The organism is Streptodolium elevatio (assembly GCF_040649515.1).
Taxonomy (GTDB): domain Bacteria; phylum Actinomycetota; class Actinomycetes; order Streptomycetales; family Streptomycetaceae; genus Yinghuangia; species Yinghuangia elevatio.
Genome location: NZ_JBEZFP010000085.1, coordinates 11498 through 29736, shown reverse-complemented (window position 1 = coordinate 29736; position 18239 = coordinate 11498). Strand labels below are relative to the sequence as shown.

16 protein-coding genes are annotated in these 18239 nt (G+C 72.4%); 8 read left to right on the top strand and 8 right to left on the bottom strand.

Annotation, left to right across the window (positions count from 1 at the left end; genetic code table 11):
• Position 1 precedes the first annotated feature (1 nt).
• Both AB0C36_RS27925 and AB0C36_RS27920 read right to left on the bottom strand, forming a co-directional pair.
• Positions 2–1117 carry a FecCD family ABC transporter permease gene (locus AB0C36_RS27925; protein ID WP_358359070.1) on the bottom strand — a complete coding sequence of 372 codons (1116 nt, stop codon included), beginning with the start codon at positions 1115–1117 and terminating at the stop codon, positions 2–4.
• Complete coding sequence (locus AB0C36_RS27920) at positions 1114–2106, bottom strand: FecCD family ABC transporter permease (protein WP_358359067.1); 993 nt, start codon at positions 2104–2106, stop codon at positions 1114–1116. The genes AB0C36_RS27925 and AB0C36_RS27920 overlap by 4 nt, the downstream gene beginning before the upstream one ends.
• 441 nt (positions 2107–2547) lie before the next feature.
• Here AB0C36_RS27920 and AB0C36_RS27915 point away from each other — a divergent pair, with 441 nt between their 5' ends.
• The 4 genes from AB0C36_RS27915 to AB0C36_RS27900 all read left to right on the top strand — a co-directional run bounded on the left by AB0C36_RS27915 (position 2548) and on the right by AB0C36_RS27900 (position 6280).
• On the top strand, positions 2548–3975 hold the full coding sequence (locus AB0C36_RS27915; protein ID WP_358359064.1) for a hypothetical protein: 1428 nt from the start codon (positions 2548–2550) through the stop codon (positions 3973–3975).
• Positions 3972–5135, top strand: coding sequence for an ARPP-2 domain-containing protein (locus tag AB0C36_RS27910; RefSeq protein ID WP_358359061.1), 1164 nt, complete (start codon positions 3972–3974; stop codon positions 5133–5135). The genes AB0C36_RS27915 and AB0C36_RS27910 overlap by 4 nt, the downstream gene beginning before the upstream one ends.
• Positions 5136–5313: 178 nt before the next feature.
• The gene (locus tag AB0C36_RS27905) at positions 5314–5667 is read left to right on the top strand and encodes a MarR family transcriptional regulator (RefSeq protein WP_358359059.1); all 354 of its coding nucleotides are present in this window, start codon (positions 5314–5316) and stop codon (positions 5665–5667) included.
• Positions 5648–6280, top strand: coding sequence for an STAS domain-containing protein (locus AB0C36_RS27900; protein WP_358359057.1), 633 nt, complete (start codon positions 5648–5650; stop codon positions 6278–6280). The genes AB0C36_RS27905 and AB0C36_RS27900 overlap by 20 nt, the downstream gene beginning before the upstream one ends.
• Here the strand turns inward: AB0C36_RS27900 and ligD are convergent.
• Together ligD and AB0C36_RS27890 are read right to left on the bottom strand one after the other, a co-directional pair.
• On the bottom strand, positions 6177–7196 hold the full coding sequence (gene ligD, locus AB0C36_RS27895; RefSeq protein WP_358359055.1) for a non-homologous end-joining DNA ligase: 1020 nt from the start codon (positions 7194–7196) through the stop codon (positions 6177–6179). The genes AB0C36_RS27900 and ligD overlap by 104 nt on opposite strands.
• Before the next feature lie 320 nt (positions 7197–7516).
• Positions 7517–7915, bottom strand: a complete 399-nt coding sequence (locus tag AB0C36_RS27890) for an ATP-binding protein (protein ID WP_358359053.1) — start codon at positions 7913–7915, stop codon at positions 7517–7519.
• A gap of 202 nt (positions 7916–8117) precedes the next feature.
• Between AB0C36_RS27890 and AB0C36_RS27885 the strand changes: the two genes are divergently transcribed.
• On the top strand, positions 8118–8510 hold the full coding sequence (locus AB0C36_RS27885) for a metalloregulator ArsR/SmtB family transcription factor (protein WP_358359051.1): 393 nt from the start codon (positions 8118–8120) through the stop codon (positions 8508–8510).
• Positions 8507–9016 (top strand): SRPBCC family protein, encoded by a 510-nt coding sequence (locus tag AB0C36_RS27880; protein ID WP_358359050.1) that lies wholly within the window; start codon positions 8507–8509, stop codon positions 9014–9016. The genes AB0C36_RS27885 and AB0C36_RS27880 overlap by 4 nt, the downstream gene beginning before the upstream one ends.
• A 106-nt stretch (positions 9017–9122) precedes the next feature.
• On the opposite strand, the gene AB0C36_RS27875 is transcribed toward AB0C36_RS27880, so the two are convergent.
• The gene (locus tag AB0C36_RS27875) at positions 9123–9617 is read right to left on the bottom strand and encodes a hypothetical protein (RefSeq protein ID WP_358359048.1); all 495 of its coding nucleotides are present in this window, start codon (positions 9615–9617) and stop codon (positions 9123–9125) included.
• A gap of 849 nt (positions 9618–10466) precedes the next feature.
• Here AB0C36_RS27875 and AB0C36_RS27870 point away from each other — a divergent pair.
• Positions 10467–11741: an ABC transporter substrate-binding protein gene (locus AB0C36_RS27870; protein WP_358359046.1), complete on the top strand. Its 1275-nt coding sequence runs from the start codon at positions 10467–10469 to the stop codon at positions 11739–11741.
• Between the two features lie 78 nt (positions 11742–11819).
• On the opposite strand, the gene AB0C36_RS27865 is transcribed toward AB0C36_RS27870, so the two are convergent.
• On the bottom strand, positions 11820–12452 hold the full coding sequence (locus AB0C36_RS27865; RefSeq protein ID WP_358359043.1) for a TetR/AcrR family transcriptional regulator: 633 nt from the start codon (positions 12450–12452) through the stop codon (positions 11820–11822).
• Positions 12453–12520: 68 nt separating this feature from the next.
• Between AB0C36_RS27865 and AB0C36_RS27860 the strand changes: the two genes are divergently transcribed.
• Entirely contained in the window at positions 12521–13285 is a 765-nt protein-coding gene (locus AB0C36_RS27860; RefSeq protein ID WP_358359041.1) for an SDR family oxidoreductase, read from the top strand.
• Here AB0C36_RS27860 and AB0C36_RS27855 read toward each other — a convergent pair whose 3' ends face one another.
• On the bottom strand, positions 13286–16903 hold the full coding sequence (locus AB0C36_RS27855; protein ID WP_358359039.1) for a hypothetical protein: 3618 nt from the start codon (positions 16901–16903) through the stop codon (positions 13286–13288).
• Positions 16900–18186 (bottom strand): hypothetical protein, encoded by a 1287-nt coding sequence (locus AB0C36_RS27850; RefSeq protein ID WP_358359037.1) that lies wholly within the window; start codon positions 18184–18186, stop codon positions 16900–16902. The genes AB0C36_RS27855 and AB0C36_RS27850 overlap by 4 nt, the downstream gene beginning before the upstream one ends.
• Positions 18187–18239 lie beyond the last annotated feature (53 nt).

The following is an 18239-nucleotide window of genomic DNA, read 5'->3' as shown; positions in this document are numbered from 1 at the left end:
CTCACGTCCTCCGCCTGACGTTCGCCCGCACGAGCAGGTAGACCAGGAAGGGTCCGCCGATGGCCGCGGTGACCACGCCGACCGGGAGGGACGTCGGCAGCGCCGTACGCGCGACCAGGTCCGAGCCGATCAACAGCAGCGCGCCCACCATGCCGGAGGCCGCCAGCGGCGGTGTCGGGCAGCGCGCCAGCCGCATCGCGACCTGCGGTGCGACCAGCGCGACGAAGGGGACCGGACCCGCGGCGCTCACCGCCGCCCCGGCCAGCAGGACCGCGCACAGCAGCAGGACCGCGCGTACCGCCGAGAACCGGACGCCCAGGCCCGCCGCGACGTCGTCACCGAGATGCAGCGGCTTGAACTGGAACGCGACGGCCGCCACGACGACGAGGAGCACGAGCGTGCACCAGAACGCCACCCGGACCTCGTCCCACGACCGGTCGTCCAGCGAACCGACCAGCCACGCCTGGGCCTTGGCCACGTCCCGGATGTCGGCGGTGGCCAGCAGCCACGTCGTGACCGCCTGCGTCACGGCGCTCACCGAGATGCCGATCAGGATGAGCCGGAAGCCGTCGATCCCGCGCCGCCACGCCAGGGCGTAGACCAGCAGGCCGGTCCCGAGGCCGCCGACCAGCGCCGCGGTCGACAGCCCCAGCGAGCCGGTGACCGCCGCGGAGGTGCCGCCCGAGACCGTGACGAGGAACACCGCGACCGCGCTCGCGCCGCCGGTCACCCCGAGAACGTCCGGGCTGGCCAGGGCATTTCGCGCGATGGACTGGGTGAGTGCGCCGGACACCCCGAGCGCGATCCCGACGACAAGGCCCGCCAGCGCGCGCGGCATCCGCAGATCCATGATCACGAACTCGTCGAAGGAATCGCCCCGGCCGAAGATCGTGGCGACCACCCGCGACAGCCCGATGTGGAAGTCGCCGACGGAGACCGAGACGCAGAAGACCGTGAACGTCGCCACCGCCAGGAGCAGCGTCACCACGACGATGCGGGGCCGCCACACGAACGACACCCGGCCGAGCCGTACGCCCGTCGGCATCGACGGCTTGACCTCTGTTCCGCCCAGGCGGTCGTCCCGCTCGGGCTGTGCACGTACACCTGTCCCGTTCATGCGCTCTTGAGCTTTCCGCGCCAGACCAGGGCGGCGAAGAACGGCGCGCCGAGAAGGGCGACGAGGACGCCGGCGTCCAACTCCTCCGGGCGCACCACCACCCGGCCCACGATGTCGCAGGCCAGCAGGACGACGGCGCCGAGCAGACCCGCGTACGGCACCAGCCACCGGTAGTCCGGGCCGGTCAGGTAGCGCGCCACGTGGGCCACCATGAGTCCGAGGAACGCGATCGGCCCGCACGCCGCCGTCGCGGCACCCGCGAGCAGGGTGACGGCGGCGATGCCGACGATGCGGGTGCGCGCGACGTCGACCCCCAGTCCGCGGGCCACGTCGTCGCCGAGGTTGAGCAGGTTGAGGGACGGCAGGGTGGCGACCGCGAACACCAGCCCGAGCGCGACGAACGAGGCCACCGGCCAGATCACCGCCCAGCCGACGCCGGCCACCGAGCCCGCGTTCCAGAACCGCAGCGCGTTCAGCGACGCCTGGTCGGACAGGGCGACGGCGGTGGTCATCGCCGCGAGGAACACGGTGACCCCCTGCCCGGCCAGCGCGAGCGTCAACGGGTTCCCCGCGCCGCGGCCGAGGCTCGCCAGCCCGAACACGACCACACCGGCAACCGCCGCCCCCACGAAGGCGAACCAGACGTACTGCGACGGATCGGCGAAGCCGAACACGGAGATCACGAAGACCACCGCGAAGGAGGCGCCGGCGTTCACCCCCAGCAAGCCGGTGTCGGCGATCGGGTTGCGCGTGTAGCCCTGGATCAGTGCGCCCCCGACCCCGAGGGCCACGCCCGCCACGATCGCGAGGACGGTCCGGGGCAGCCGTACGGTCTGCACGATGAGCCGGATCTCGTTGAGCCGTTGGTCGGGATCCGGGGACGCGAACAGCCCGCGCCACACCTCGGCCGGACTCAACGCGCGTGCGCCGACGGCCAACGAGGCGACCGCGGCGATCGCGAGGACCAGGACAAGAAGGCCCAACCCCACACCCCTCCGGCGGGGCCGGGCGCTCTTGGGTGCGGTGTGCCCGACACCGGTCGTGACCCTGCCGCCGACGGCCGCGGGGTGGTGATGCGCAGTCAGGAAGCACCTCTCACATGCGATTCCCACCGTGCGGGCGGTCGCCTGCCAGGGGTCCGGCAATACGGAAAGCAGGCACGTCGACATAGCGCCATGCCAAGAATTTAGGTGAGCCTAAGCTACGTTGCCGGTGATGTCGAGAGCGGGTCCCCGCGCTCGGGCGAGACGGCCGCACCGCCCGGACCCCGCCGCAATATTCGCGGTGGCCCGCACACCTGACACCTAGACTGATCCGGCCGGCCGCGGGACTTCGGTTGCGACTTTCGACACCGCCTCTTAAGCGATCCCTCGCTGTTCGCTCCTCCATTCCCCGGCCGGCCTCTTGCGTCCGGTCAACGGGGGGTGGGTGTGGAGCGCCGTGAGTGGGTCGCTTGTGAGGATGTCCTGCTGTTCGTCAACGCGGCCGTCACCTCCACCGGGCAACGCGAGTTCCGCGACAGCGAGCAGGCGCAGCACATGTCCCTCGCGTTCCTGCACGAGTACATGCTCGGCAACTACCGTGAGCTGTACGCGGCGGCCCTCGCCCTCGAGATCAACGACCACAACGCCGCGCTCGTCGTCCGCAACCTGCTCCTGACCAGCCGCGACCTAGCCCCCGCCGTCCGCCGCCGCGAGGGCGCGCTGATCGCCCGCCGCCTCGAACTGATGGCGCCGCAGCGGGTCTACCGGCTCTTCCGCGAACTGGCCCGGCTGGGCGTCAACAACCGCCGTACGCGGGCCATCATGCGCGACTGGATCGCGCAACGCCCGGACCCCGCCCTGGACGCGGTGAAGTACCGCGCCGGCGTGAAGGCCGCCGCCCGGCACGCGCATCTGCCGGTGCCGGGCGAGACGGGCACCCTGCTGTTCGTACCGCTGCGCAGGATCAAGGCCTTCGGGACGCCGTTGTTCGAGACGTGGCGGCAGGCCCACTACACGCAGCGCGCGCTGTACGACCTGCCGTACACGGTCGCCGAAGGCTTCGCGGCCCGGCACCGCGTGGCACGGCCCGAGTTCCTGCGCGGCATCGCCCCGCGGCTCACCCGCCTGGAGCGCCTGCGCCTGCAGGACTCCGGCGAGCGGCTGAACGTGGACGAGGTGCGCGCCGACCTGACCGCGATGCCGCTGACCCGGCTCGCGTCGTACGTGCTCTCGCTGACCCGCGAGGCGCGGGCCCGCCGGCACGACGAACTGCACGCGGCACTGGCGGCCGCGGCGACCCGCGTGGTCGGCCGGGCCGCCGGCACGTGGGGGCACGTGGTCGCGGTGCTCGACGACAGTTTCTCCTCGTTCGGGTCGACCGCCAAGCGGCAGCGCCCGCTCGCGGTCGCGCTCGCATGCCACTACCTGTTGAAGGTGCTGGCCGGTACGTACACCGGGTTGTGGACCTCCGGGGCGCGCGATCCGCTGATGGTGCGTCCGACGGGCCCGACGCCGCTCGGGGACCGGTTGATCGACGCGCTCGAATTGCGGCCCGAACGGCTCGTCGTCGTCTCCGACGGCTGGGACAACGCGCCGCCCGGACTCGCCGCCGAGGTGCTGCGCGTATGGCGGGCCCGGCTGGATCCGGCCGGCGCGACGTCGGTGGTCCACCTCAACCCCGTCTACGACGCCGACGACTTCGGGGTGAAGCGGCTCGCGGAGTCGGTGCCGACCGTCGGCGTCCGGGACGCGGGGGACGTGCCGACGCTCGTCGAACTCGCCCGGTTCGCGGAGGGGCGCGTGGACTTCGCCGAACTCGACGACTACCTGGCAGCCAGGCGACAGCGCTTCCTGGCGGAAGGGAAGGCGCTGTGAACACTGGCGGATTCGCGCTGACGGGGCTGTCCGTACGCCCGGCGCAGGTGTGGGGCGCGATCCGCCTCGTACCGCTGGTGCGCCACGAGCCGATCGCCGGACTGCGCCTGGACCGGCGGGTGTACGAGGCAGGCGACCCGTCGATCGTCGACATCGGCGACGGCACCACCTACAGCTCCTTCATCCCCCATGCGTTCGTCGCCTCGTGGGGCCAAGGCGCCGACCCCGCGGCGGCGTTCGGCACGCAGCTCCAGGACCGCCCCGCCGCCCCGCGCCGGGCCAAGTTGCAGACCTCGGGCCGCGCGATCCGCCGCCTGGCCCGCCGTATCGCCCCCGGGCGCCTGCGGTTCCTGCCCATGCACCTTGCGATGGAGGGCTATCTCGCCCTGCACTTCGGCGGCCCCGAAACGGCCTGGGAGGAATGGACGGACTCGGCGGTCCGGCACGGCCTGTCGCCGCGGGTCGAGGAGGCGTACAGCGGCGCCTGGGTACGCGGACTGGCCGACGCACTCCGCGTGTTCGAGATCCACCCGGGTCAGTGCGGCGTCGCGCTCTATGTCGCGGACACGCTCGCAAGCGTGTTCGTCGTGCCGCACCCCGCCGACTACCGCGCGCTGCATGCAACCCTGTTGGAGGACATGTACGGCGAAGTCCTCTTCCACTACACGACCTACGTCGCCGACGTGCCGGACTTCACCGCCGCCATCGACGCCGACCGGGTCTCCTCGTTCGCCGACCTGCGCCGCCAGGCCGCCGTGCAGAAGGACGACTGGGCCCGCTTCCACGACGGCTCAATGGCCACGGGCCTGCTGGGCGAGGACGCGTACACGTACGAACGCGTGTATCACCTCGGCGAGTTCACCTTGTCCCGCATGCTGCCGTCGTTCCGCCTCCATGAGGAGAACCACATCGGCGAACTGATCTCGACCGCCGACGGGCAGATCGCCTACTGCAAGACCTTCCGCCTCTCCGCCCCGCAGATCCGCCGCGGCCACCTGCTCTCCCGCCTCCACGCACACAACTGGGACCTCCTCGCCACCGCCAAAGCCCTCGGCACCGAACCCACCCAACTCGCCCACCGCATCGAAGCCGCCGGCTTCACCGGCCTCCTACGCCACCACGTGGTAACCCGACCAACCCGTCCCGGCCGCCCCCAATAGCCCGCTTTCCCACCCGCGAACGCGGACCGACCGGGGCTCACGACTCCGCCCCGATCACAGGTTGGTTGCGGGTCGGACGGCCCGGCCCCTGTGGACGCCGCAGACAAATCCTGCACGATGATGCATGTATTTGTCATCAGTTCTTTCATACCTGAATGATTGAGCGTAGTATCCGCGCATGGCTGACACCGGTTTCGGCTCCCGCAGCTCTTGGACGTTCCTGACCCACCACGCGCGGGTGCTGCGGACGGTGGCCGCCGAGCCCGAGATCCGGGTCCGGGAGATCGCGGCGCGCTGCGAACTGACGGACCGGGCCGTGCAGTCGATCCTGGGCGATCTGGAGCGGGCCGGGTACCTCACCCGGACACGCACGGGCCGGCGTACGACGTACGAGGTCACTCCCGGCACCCGGCTGCGCCACCCGCGCGACAGCGCGGGCAGCGTGGCGGATCTCCTGGCCCTGCCCGACACCCCCGCCCGCGGACCCGCGGGCGGACCACCCGAGGAAAGCGATGCATCCGCCCACCCCTGACCAACGCCTTGGCACGCGAGCCGAGGGGCCCGACCACCGGGAGGACGTGATGAACCGCGCACCCGTCCCCGAGCGGCACCATGCGGCACCGCCCGTCCCGCAGCCGCCCTACGTCGCCGAGGCGCCGGAAGAACCCGTGCTCCGGTTCGCGTTGAGCCGCGACGGCGAGGTCCTGGTGCTGACGCTGATCGGCGACCTGGACATCGCCGGGCAGCACGTGCTCGACGTGGCGGCCGACCGGCTCGCGGACCACGACGGGCCGATCCGCATCGACCTCTCGGGCGTCGAGTTCTGCACCTCCACCGGCGTGCACTTCCTCGACGAGCAGCGCCGCCGATGCGCGCAGCGGGCTCTGCCGCTCCAAGTCGTAGGCGCACGGCCGCAGTCCGTGCGGGTACTTGCGATCTGCGGGCTGTCCGACTTGCTCCGGCCGCTCGCCCGGCCGACGCGTTCCGTCACCGGCGCACGGCCGCGGACGCCGGTCGGGGTCGGAAGCGGGGCGACCGCGACTACCTGCGGGGTCCCTCGCGTACGACCTCCTCGGGCCGCTTGTCGTCGCGGAGGCCCAGGTACCGGGGGTGCCGCAGGCGACCGTCGCGGGTCCACTCGCTGAACCCGACCTGCGCGACCAACTCCGGGCGGACCCAGTGGACCGCCCGTTCCCGTACCTCGTCGTCGAACGGCGAGCGGTCGGTGTGCAGTCGGCCGAGCCGGTCCGCGAGATCGAGCAGGGTCTTCGTGTCGTAGCCGGTGCCGACCTTGCCGGCGTAGCGGAGCCGGCCCGCCTGGTGATAGCCCAGAAGGAGGGCCCCGAACCCCACGCGGCTGCCGGTCGGGTCGGTGTAGCCGCCGACCACGAACTCCTGGCCTGCGCCGCATTTGAGCTTGAGCCAGTCGGGCGAACGGCGGCGTACGTACGGCGCGTCGGCCCGCTTGGCGATCAGCCCCTCCCAGCCCTTCGCGCACGCGTCCGTCAGCATCGCCTCGTCCCAGCGGTTGCGGTGTGGGGTGAAGCGGAGCGGGCCGCCGAAGTCCAGCGTCTCGCGCAGCAGTGCCTTACGGGTGCGCTGAGGGAGCCGGGTCGTGTCGAAGCCGTCGATGCTCAACAGGTCGAACACGTAGTAGAAGACCTTGATCCCGCTCGCGCGTGCGGCATCGGGGTCGGCGATGCCGCTGCGCTGTTGGAGCAGTGAGAAGTCGGTGCGGCCGTTGCGCATCGCGACGATCTCGCCGTCCACGGCGAAGCGCGCGCACGGTTGTCCGGCCAGCGCCTCGACGACCTCGGGGTACGTCCGGCCGCGCGCATGTCCGCCGCGCGAGAGCAGGCGCGTGTCACCGCCGTCCCGGACCGCCAGGACCCGGACGCCGTCGAGCTTGCGTTCGAACAGCCACTTGTCGTCGAACGAGCGGCGGTCGCTCAGTACGGCCAGCATCGGCTGCCGTGCCGCGGCGGCGTCCTGCGCCGGAGACGCCGGGCTCAGCAGCGGGCGCTGTTCCGCGGGCACGCCGCGCGGAGGGGGAGTGGTCATCGTGCCTTCCCTGCCCCGAGCGCGAGCTCCGCGGCAGGCAAACGCGCCGACCGCCGTCCGGCGGCGGATACCCCCGCAACACCCGTGGAAACCGGGACCGGGCGGGATCGGGCCTACGGTGTGTGGCCGGAGACGAGTGACCGGCCCAACCGACCGCGCCGAACGTGGCGGCGAGGGAGCCAACCGTCGTGGCCCGTTGCGGACGCGGAAGGCGAGGCGGAATCCGTGCGGGAGTACGGGTGGTGGAGCGACGGGTGACGGAACGGCGGGTGACGGGGGCGGCCGGGAACCGTCGGGCGAGGTACCGGCCGCGCGGGGGATCAGGTGCGGTTGCGGGGCACGATCGCGGTGAGCTCCTTGCCGTCCGGGAAGATCTCCACGTCCAGCGTGCGGCTCAGGCGGCGTACCACCAGCAGCCCGAACCCTCCGGGCGCGCGCACCTCCGGGACCGCGGCGAGCCAGGACCGCCCGCCGTCCCGCATCGCGACGGTCACCGAGTCCTCCTCGGCCGCGAGCGTGAGCCGGTACGGGCCGGGGGCATGCCGGTAGGCGTTGGAGACGAGTTCCGCCACCACCATGACGACGTCCCGAACCGCCTCCCGCGTCAGGGCGGGTCCGGGGCACTCCCGGAGGAACTCCGCCGTGATGTCGCGCGCTCGGCGCACCGCGCCCGGGGTCTCGTCGAGGTCGAGAACGAGGGTGTGCGGGCCCCACTTCATCGGCGGTCGGTCCTCCAGTGTGTGGAGCGGCGGTCCTACCGATGGTTCCATGATTGGCCGCGCGGCGACGCGCCGGGGTCGGCGTCCCGAGGCGAGCGCCCGACGGGAGCCCCCGAGAAGGGGTGTCCGAGGCGAGGTCTCCGAGCGGACGGACCGCCCCGGCCCCTGGCCAGACGCGTAACCAATGGGTTACGCTTTCTGAGTGGACGAAATAGCCGGGGCGATCGCCGATCCTGTGCGCCGGGAGATCCTGGTGCTGCTGCGCGACGCGCGGCTGTCCGCCGGTGAGATCAGCGAGCGCTTCGCGATCAGCAGGCCGGCGGTCAGCCGTCACCTGCGGGTGCTGCGGGAGAGCGGGCTCGTGCGCGACGAACTCGTCGGGCGACACAGGTACTACGTCCTGCAGCCCGAGCGGTTCGACGAACTGGCCGCATGGATCGCCCGGTTCGCCAGGATCTCCGGCTGGGAGCAGCGGCTCGACGCCCTGGAGACCGAGGTATACCGCACCCGCCGGGAGCGTCGGACCACCGAACCGGCGACCGCCGTCGAGCGGCCCGGCACCACCACCACACACGGAGAGGCGGAGACCGGATGACCCGGACCCCTGAGCCCACTGGACGACTCCTGCGCACCGGTGACGGCGTCGACCTGGTACTGACCCGTACGTTCCGGGCACCGGTCGAAGACGTGTGGGCGAGCGTCACCGACCCCGAGCGCACCGCGCGCTGGTACGGCCGTTGGGAGGGCGATGCCGCACCGGGCCGCACGATCAAGGTGCAGTTGGCGTACGAGGACCAGGCCCCCTGGACGGACATGCGGATCGACGCGTGCGACGCTCCGGTCCGCCTCGCGCTCTCGGCCACCGACGAAGTCGGCGCGTGGCACATCGAAGTGCTGCTCGCCGCGACCGAGGACGGCCGCACCGAACTGCGCTTCGTGCACCACCTGACCGACGCCGACGGCGTCGCCGAGATCGGTCCCGGCTGGGAGTACTACCTCGACATGCTGGTGGCGTCTCGCGACGGTACTCCGCAGCCCGATTTCGACGACTACTACCCGGCGCAGCGGCCGTACTTCGAGGCCCAGGCCACCGCCCTCTGAACGCGGCCGCCCGGCCCTCTGGACATGGACACCCGGCCCTCTGGACATGGACGCCCGAACCGGGACCGCGGACGGCGCCGGAAGGACTTGTCGACGGCTTGCGGTGCTACCAGGGGCCGGTCGCGGCCGGTACGGAACTGCCGCCGCTGCTATGGATGTTGCCACCGTCGACGAGGCGGCGTGCGTTGTCCAGGGTGGCGGCGGCGGTGCTGAGCAGCACCTCGGGGCCGGGGCCGATCGCGGCCAGCAGCACCACCAGGTCCAACGCCGCGGCGTGCGCGGCGCGCCACGCCTCCAGGTCCCACTGGGACTCGGCGAACGCGAGCCCGTCGACGGCGGCACGCACCGCGTCGGCGGCGAAGCGCTGCGCGGCGACGTGCGGTGCGGCGACCTGCGGCGCGGCGCCGGATGGGACGGCGCCGGGCGCGGCCGCGACGTGCTGGAGCGCGGCGTGCTGGGGTGCGAGGTGCTGGGCTGCGAGGTGCTGGGCGGGAGCGCCGTCGTACGGTGCGCCGGGCGGCACCGCGTAGCCGGGATCGGCGGCGGGCGCCTCGGCCCGCCGGTGCCGCCCCGGACGCGCGGGCATCTGCGCGGAGGTCATGCGTGGCCCCTCAGACATGTGCGGGTCGGTGTCGACATCAGGTAGCGGCACCACCAGGCCACGGCATTTGATGCCGACGGCACGGTGCTGCCCTCCCCAACAGTGGACAACGACGGGGCGCGATCCTCGGATTGCCCGCGTACGTCACCCGGTCGGGTGATCGATGCCCCCTGCGGCGGGCCGGGGCGCTCGACAATCGGGGGTGACACGGACCGGCCGTCCAGCTCACGAGGGGCGCCGGGCACGGCGTCGAGCTGGACGGCACGGAGTGGCGAACCCGAGTCGCGCGGTTGGTTCGGCCCCCGCTCGCGGTCAGCGTCTGGCGCCGGCGGGAGACGCGCAGGGCCCCGCGGCGCAACCGGGCCGGCGTCATGAGGCCCGCGTCGTCCTGGATGCGGGGGTGGCCGGACAGTCGGGCGCCCCCCGCATGATCGTCCTGGTGTTCGACGGCCCGGAGCGGTGAGGCGCCGTGGTGAAAAGGGCACGCGAAAAGCGCCGTCGGCCCATGCGCGGCATCTGTGCACGGGCACAGCGGAGTGCGTCCGGACCTAGTTTGCGGCCTATCGATTTCCGAGCGGAAGAGCAGAGAGCATCTACTCCACCCCTTTGGTGAGGAGAGGGCCTTGCTCAACCCGCACGACACCCACGGCTTCGAGGGCACGGCCTTCGTCGTGCGCCACTCACCGAGGACGAACCGATCGCCTGGTGCCGTGCGCGTGCGGCCGCCCGCAAGCACCCGCGCCTGGTCGAGTTCCGCGACGAATTCCCCCTGACCGCAACCGGAAGGCACCCAAACGCGCGCTGACGTGAACCGTCGCGGCCCGCCGCTCACCCGAGGAGTCCAGCCCCATGAAGCCCCCCGCCCAAAGACGCGCGTCCGCCTTCGTGGCGCTGCTCGTCGGTGCCGTGCTCTCGATCAGCGGATGCAACTCGGATACCGCGTCGTCGACCGGCGGCAGCAAGGACCTGCCGGACGGTGTCCTCACCGGCCCGGGCGTCACCGACACGACCGTCACGATCGGCGAACTGACCGATCTCACCGGCGTGTACGCGACGTTGGGCAAGAGCCTCACGCAGGCCCAGCAGCTCTACTTCGACGAGGTCAACGCGGCCGGCGGGATCTGCGGTCGCGAAATCCGGCTCCTGGTCCGCGACCACGGGTACGACGTGGCGAAGGGCGTTGCCGCGTACGACGAGATATCCCCCCAGATCATCGGGATCTCCCAACTCCTGGGCTCCCCGGTGGTGACCGCGGTGCTGCCGAGCCTGGACCGCGACGCCGTGCTCGCGATCCCGGCGGCGTGGCCGTCCACCATGCTCAAACAGCGGTACGTCCAAGTCGTCGGCGCCACCTACGACATCGAGATGATCAACGGTGTCGGCTTCCTGCTGCGGGAGCGGAAGGTGGTAGCCGGCGACAGGGTCGGGCACGTCTACTTCGAGGGCGAGTACGGCGAAAACGCGCTGGCCGGCGCCAGGTTCGCGGCGCAACAAGCCGGGCTCACCCTGGTCGAGCACCGTATCAAGGCCACCGACGCCGACATGGCCGCGCAGGTCGCCGCGCTCAAGAGTCAGGGCGTCAAAGCCGTCCTGATGAGCGCCGGCCCCAAGCAGTCGGCGTCGCTCGCCGGAGTCGCGGCCGCCGCGGGCTTCAACGTGCCGATCGTCTCCAGCAACCCGGGCTTCTCGCCGCAGTTGCTGACCACCCCGGCCAAAGCGGCGCTGGAGAAGAACTTCTTCCTCGTCAACTCGGTGCAGGCGCCGAGTTCGCAGGTCTCCGGCATCCAGAACCTGGTCCAGGCGTACGCGGCGAAATTCCCCGGCTCTCCGATCGACAACGGGGTGGCCTTCGGATACGTCACCGCGCGCGTCTTCGGGGAAGCACTGCGCAAGGCGTGCGAGGCGAAGGACCTCACCCGTCAGGGCGTCGTCGCCGCGCTGCACGGCATGAACGCGTTCGACTCGGACGGTGTGATGGCCCCTCTGGACTTCAGCAACGTCGGGGACACCAACACGCGCGAGTCGTACATCCAGCGTCCCAACGCACAGGCACAGGGCGGGCTCGAGACGATCGACGGTCCGGCGCCGGCCGAGGCCGCACTGAAATACCAGGTCGCTCCCTGACGTCACGGCCCTGACAGGCAGCCGTACGGGCGCCCGACTTTCGCGGTCGGGCGCCCGGCGCCGTCCCCGCGTCCTCGCTTACCCCCGTGTCGGCGAGCCGATCGCGTCGTCCCCGAACGCCGCGGCCAGCGCCTGCGCGATCAGGTCGGGCAGGTCGGTACGTCCGTCGTCCTCGGCCCAGCGCACCAACGCCGTGTGCATCGCGGCGAGGCACGCGCCGGCCGCCGCCTGGGCTCGGAACACCGTGTCGGGATCTGGGGATTCGCCGGTCAGGGCGCCCACGATCGACTGCTGCAGTGCGTAGTGGTTGTCCAGGTGCCTGGCCCGCAACGCCGGTGTGGCGATCATCAGTTGGAGGCGGGCGAGGAGGAACCGGCGGTTCGACCCTGGGTCGTGCACGTCGCCGGAACTCAGCTGCGCGGCGGAATCGACGAGCGCGCTCCCGATCCGGTGCGTCAAGGGCAGGTTTGCGGGTGTCGCGGCGATGCCGTCGGCCACCAGCCCCACGTTCGCATCGGCGAGCACCAGGTCTTCCTTCGTGGGGAAGTGCCGGTACACGGTCATCGGCGACACGCCCGCGGCGTCGGCGACATCGGCCACCGTCGTGGCGTCGAATCCGCGCTCGGTGAACAGCCGTACCGCGTGCGCCTGGACGGTGCGCTGCGTCTCGGCTCGTCGGCGCGCTCGCAGGGTTGAGTGCTGGTCGGGCATGTGGTAGACCCTACCGTACTGGTAGTCACTACCAGATTGGTAGAAGCTCACATGATTGGCGGCTCGACATGGGTGACCTGACCGGCAGGACGGCCCTCGTGACCGGGGCATCGCGCGGCATAGGGCAGACGACCGCGGCCCGGCTGGCGGCGGACGGGGCCGCGGTGATCGTGCACTACGGCACGGACGCCGAAGGGGCTGCGGCGACGGTCGCGGCCATCGAGCGGGCCGGCGGGTCCGCGGTCGCCGTCCGCGCGCGACTGGGGGCGGAGGACGACGTCGAGACGCTCTTCGCCGGGGTCGAGGCGTACCTCGCGGGGCGGCCGCTCGACATCGTGGTCAACAACGCGGCGGCGCCGCCCGCGGGCGGGATGGGCGTCACCACGCGCGAGGAATTCGACCGGTTGTTCGCGGTCAACGTACGGGCCCCGTACTTCATCGTCGAGCGCGCCCTGCACCTGCTCGCGGACGGCGGCCGCATCATCACGATCTCGTCCGTCGCGACCCGGATGGCGAATCCGTCGCAGACGTCCTTCGCCATGACGAAGGGCGCGGTCGAGACGATGAGCCGGACGCTGGCCAACGAACTCGGGGCCCGGGGGATCACCGTGAACGCGGTCGCCCCCGGTGCCACGCGCACCCCGGCCAACGCTCCGGTGTTCGACGCGCCGGGGCTCGCCGACCTCATCACCGCCTCGACGGCGCTGGACCGGCTGGGCGGCCCCGAGGACGTGGCGGACGTGGTCGCGTTCCTCGCCTCCGACGAGGCGCGGTGGGTGACCGGTCAGGTCCTCGACGCGAGCGGCGGCCTGTTCCTCGGGCCCCGGGTGTGATCAGTTCCCCGAGCGGTTCCCGGGCCAGTGGCCGGGGCCGCCCGACTCGGGGCCACCGGAGAACTCGCCCGAGGCGTAAGGGTTCGGGGGCACGTAGCCCGGCGGGTAGTGGAGGGTGGGCGGCTGGTTGGCGGGCGGCGGGGACGAGTTGGGGAACGACGGGATCGCGGTGGTCGGCGCGTCCAGCGGCGGCGGGTACGCGTACGGCGACTGCGGCGGCGGCGCGGTGTCCGGGCGCGGCGGATGCGTGGACTCGGCCAACTCCGGTGCCGGGTTGGGGTCATGGCGCATGTCGAGCCCCAGGATCATCCGTCGGCCGCCGACCGGGCAGCGGACCGCGTCACGGCGTCCGGTGTCGGTGAAGCGCACCCGGACCAGCAGGTCGACCTGGCGTACGTGGCGCCAGGAGCGGCGGGCGCTCACCCTGATCCGGGCGCTGTTCCCGGGCAGTTGCAGCAGACCCGGGTTCTCGGTGTCGCCCTCGGCGAAGGCGCGGCCGAGGCGGTCCGGGGTGAGGACGGCCGCCACCTGGTAGCCGGGGGCGTCCTCGCGCCGTATCCGCATGGTCAGTTGGCCGGACCAGCGAGGGCGGCGGTACAGCAGCACGCAGAAGGTGACGAGCGCCGCGAAGAGCGCGATGGGCGAGGCCAGCGACGCCTGGAGAGGCTCCGGGTTCGCGGGCACATCGCGTGCAGCGGGTACCTCCGGCACCGTGGATGCCGCCGACGACAACGTGGATGCGGATGCGGCGGCTGGCGACGGCGGCGCGGGCTCGCTCGACGGTCCCGCGGCGCCGAACGCACCAGTGGCGAACAGGACGACGAGCACCGCGGCCAGCGCGACGACGACCGCGGCCACCGTCAACACGCGGCGGTTGCGGAACCACGGCATGTCGGACCACTCCGCCGATTGCCGCGGTCCGCGGCTGCGGGCGCCGCGGGGGCCGGACTTCGCGTGCTCGGTCTGCCGCCGCTCCTCCAAGGGCACGTTGGAGGAACGCTGTGCACCGGAGGCCGGATCGGCCGACGGCGCCGCGGGCGGGGCAGGTGCCGCCGGGGCCGGAGGAGGCGGCGCCTGGCCGGTCGGGGGCCGCGTCGGGGCGTCCCCGAGCATGGCGGTCAGCATCTGCTCCTCCGCACTTACGACTTCCCGCCGCTCACGCAGCGTGTGCCGCAGATTGTCGGCGGCGTTCCGGCCGAGCCAGTCCTTCGTGAGAATCGTGCGCACGGTGCGCACCAGCCACACGTCCCCCTGGCGGGCCGTCCAACCGTGGTCGTGCAGCAGGGCCGACCTGACCTCGAGGAGCAGGTCGTACGCGGCCCCCTGCTTCCGCACCCCCGGCCAGGACTGCAACGCGTGCCGGACGTGCGGGTCCGGCTCCGCGTCGGCGGGCGACTGCGCCTGCAACCAGGCCCAGTGCCCGGCCAGTTCGGTCGTGGACCGGCCGCCGCGGGCGTCCTGCTCCAACTGCCCGAGACGTACGGCCAGCGCGAGTTGCGGTATGCCCGCGACCAGGCGCCGCCAGGACCCGCCTTCGGTGTCCGCGGCCAGCGCTTCCTGGACACCCGTGCGCAGGCGCCCGACCGAGTCGAGGGCTTCGGCGGCGAGGAACCCGCACGCCTTCGGTCCCAGGTCGTCGGCCCGGTCGAGCGCACCCAGCAGTACCGCCACGGTCAAAGCCCCGCTGTCGGGCTGGTCCTGATGCGCCCTCAGTATTCCGCGCAGCATCCGCACCGGCAGGTCGTCGAGACGGCCGCCCGCGTCGCGCGGCAACAGCTTCCCGGCGTCGGTCAATTCGGCGACGTACTCACGCGCGGTGTCGGAGGCCGGCGGCGCGAACTGCCGACCGTACAGGCACAGGAGCAGGCCGGTCAGGGCCGATACGCGCGTCGTCACGCCGTCGTCGGCAAGCGGGTCGTAGTCGCCGACCCAGCCGCCCAGTTCGGTGTGCTCCGGGAGGCGGTCGTCGGCGGCTATCCGCAGCCACTCCTGCCACAGAGCCACGGGCAGGGCCCCGAACCGGGCGTACGCGACGGCGAACCGGAACGTCTGCACCGCCACGCCCGGGCACTGCCGCACGGCCTGCGCCAGCGTCCCCGCCGATCCGGTGCCCGGATCCGGCAGGTCGATCGCCCACCGCAGGACCGTCAGCCAGGGGGCCTTGCCGGCCTCCGACAACAGCGCGATCAGACGGCCCAGCGACTTCGGCCGCTTCTCCGCGCAGCGGCACACCGCGGCCAGGCCCACCTGGGGCGTCCTGAGCAACGCGCTTGTCGACAGCGGCCATTCGCGCTTCGGTGCCGCCCCGAAACGGGCCACCCACACGTCGACCAGCTCGTGCGGCACGTTCCATTCGTGCGGTACGGCGAGCAGGCGCGCCACGAACGCGTCCACGTCGGCCTGCTCCCACTCCCATGCCACCGTCACGAACGTCTCGACGATTCCGGTGACTTCGGCGCGTGCTCCCGGGGATACGGGGACATCCGGCGTCATGGAGGCCGGGGCCAGGGCACGGTGCAACGCCACCACCGCGGCCTCGTTCAGCTCCGCGCACGGGTATTGGGCCATGACCGGGTACAGCGCGGGGTCACGGCAGTCGAACAGGAACGTGAACAGGCTCCGGCGCGACTCCTCGTCGAACGACTCGACGCCCTTCTGGCTCAGCGCCTTGAGCACCCGGTCGGGGTCGCCCTGACCGGAACGGACCTCGGCGAGCACCATCTCGGACAGCGTCAGCGCCTCCAACACCTCCAGCGCACGGTTCGGTTCGGTGAACGGCCGGCTCCGCGCGTTGCGGCGCAGCCACAGCAGCACCCGGTCGGCCTCGCCCGCGTCGAGGTGGCCGGTCAACAGATCCAGGTAGCGGCGGGCCACCGGACCCGCCGGCTGCGGCACCCGCGCCCCCCAGGGCACGCGCACCAGGCCGTCACCCGCGTAGTCCCCGAAGCACAGGCGCTGCCAAGCCTGTTCAGGGACCGGGGCCCAGGTCGAGGCACTGAATCCGGCGCGGTAGCCGTACGGGAGCATCCGGCACACCGCGTCGATCGCGGCGATGCGCTCGCCCACGTCGGCGCGGCCCGCACCGGTGATCACCACGCGGCCCTCCAGCAGCAGCGCCGCGACCCCCGCGGCCCAATAGAGCAGGGGCGCGGAGAAGCCGGGTGCGCCGGGACCCGCGTCGCCGACCACCGGGGCCGACAACTGCGCGGGCCCGTCGGGCAGTTGAAGCGCTACCGGGCTTCCGTCGCGCATCGACGCGGACAACAGTGCCGCGTACAGGTCGCCGTACTCCGCGCCGCGCGAACTCAGTTCGGAGTACGGCACGGTGACCCAGGTCGTGGCGGTGATCCGGCGGTTGGTCCAGTCCGCCCGATCGGTCCAGTCCATGACCGCGACGTTGCAGAACGCCCCTTCGGCCTCGTCGTGTCCGCCGAACACCACCCAGGGCAGCGACTCGGGCCGCCCGCTGTCCTCGGTGCGGGGCGTCCCCGGGTTCTCGGCCTGCACCGCCGCGGTGAACTGCCCGGGATCCCCGGTGCTGCAACTGAGCACCCGGTAGTCCTGCTCGTCGCCGGATTCCTTGCTCCAGTACGCCCAGTGGGCGTCCAGCGTCGTCACGGCCGCCTCCCTGCGGTGCCGCCGGACCGCGACCGCAGCAGTCCGCCGCGGCGGTCGCGGCGCACCAGGCGGTCGAGGTCCACCAGGGGTTCAAGGACATTGACCGGAACCGGGATCGAACGCAGCCGCTCGCGGTATTGGGGCGAGGTGTCCGCGCCCGGCCGCCTCGGGCCGCGCTGCGGAGCGGGCTCGTGGTCGAGGTTCCCGTAGTCGTCCGGGTCGAACTCGTCCTCGTGGTCGAGGTTGAAGCCGATCGACGAGGTGACGTAGTAGCGGACGCGTTCCTTCATGAAGCTGTCCTGGATCAGTCGGCGTACCTCCTCGCCCGTCCCGCCGGTCGACTTGCACAACTCGGCGAAGAAGTCGTGGGCGTAGCGGTCCGCGATGCGCGGCAGGTACGGCTTCGTGTCGCTCTGCGTGGCCCAGTTGCCGCGGCACGCCCGGTCGAAGATCGCCGGATCGTCGAACTTGGTGACGCACACGGCGAGATGCTGAGGCAGCCGGCCGTCCTCGCGCAGCTGCCCGTTCCGCAGCATGCGGTTGCTGACCGCGCGCAGTGTGCTGCTGAACGCCTGGAAGGTCTCGCTGCGTTCGCGGGAGTCGCTGACCGGGTCGTACAGGTAGATGATCGCGTCCGCGTCGGCGAGCTGCGCGACCGCCGCGTCCAACGCGTCCTTGTAGTCGCCGCCGGGGCGGTCCTCGACGGTGAGCAGGATGCGGGACGCCGGAGCGGGGCGCAGCCGGTCGAAGGGGCTGCGCGAGGACCGGGCGAGGAGCCAGCGCACGCTCAGCGAGGACAGGGTGCCTTGCGGCAGGACGCGGTCCACGACGAGAGCCGTTTCGGCGTCCGCCAGATAGGTCCGGGAGGTGTCGTCGAGGGGCGTGATCGTCCACCCGTCCGACCTGCCCGCCTTGCCGTGCAGCGCGCGGGGCAGCGCCCACAGGTATGTGCTCTTGCCGCTGCCGCTGGCTCCCCAGAGCGCGACCCGCACGTCGTTGCCGGGAGCGCCGGGGGCGCCGGGAGTACCGCCGGGCGCGGCGGCCGTGGCGGGTGCGGGCTGCGCGGGTGGGGCGTACGCGGGCGCGGCCGCCCGGGAGAGCGGCACGGAGACGCCGGGCGGCGGGGCCGGCGCGGGTCCCCCCGTGGGACCCGGTGCCGACCCGGGCGCGGGCCCCGAGGCGGGCGCCGGCCGGGCGAAGCGGTCCGGCGGCGGGCGGCTGTCACCGGCGGTGTCGTCGAAGTCCGGGTCGGGCGGCGGCATGGAGCCGAGCCACTGCCGCACAGGGTCCGGCTGCCGTCGCCCGTCGGGCGGCTGATCGGTGATGGCGTTCTCCC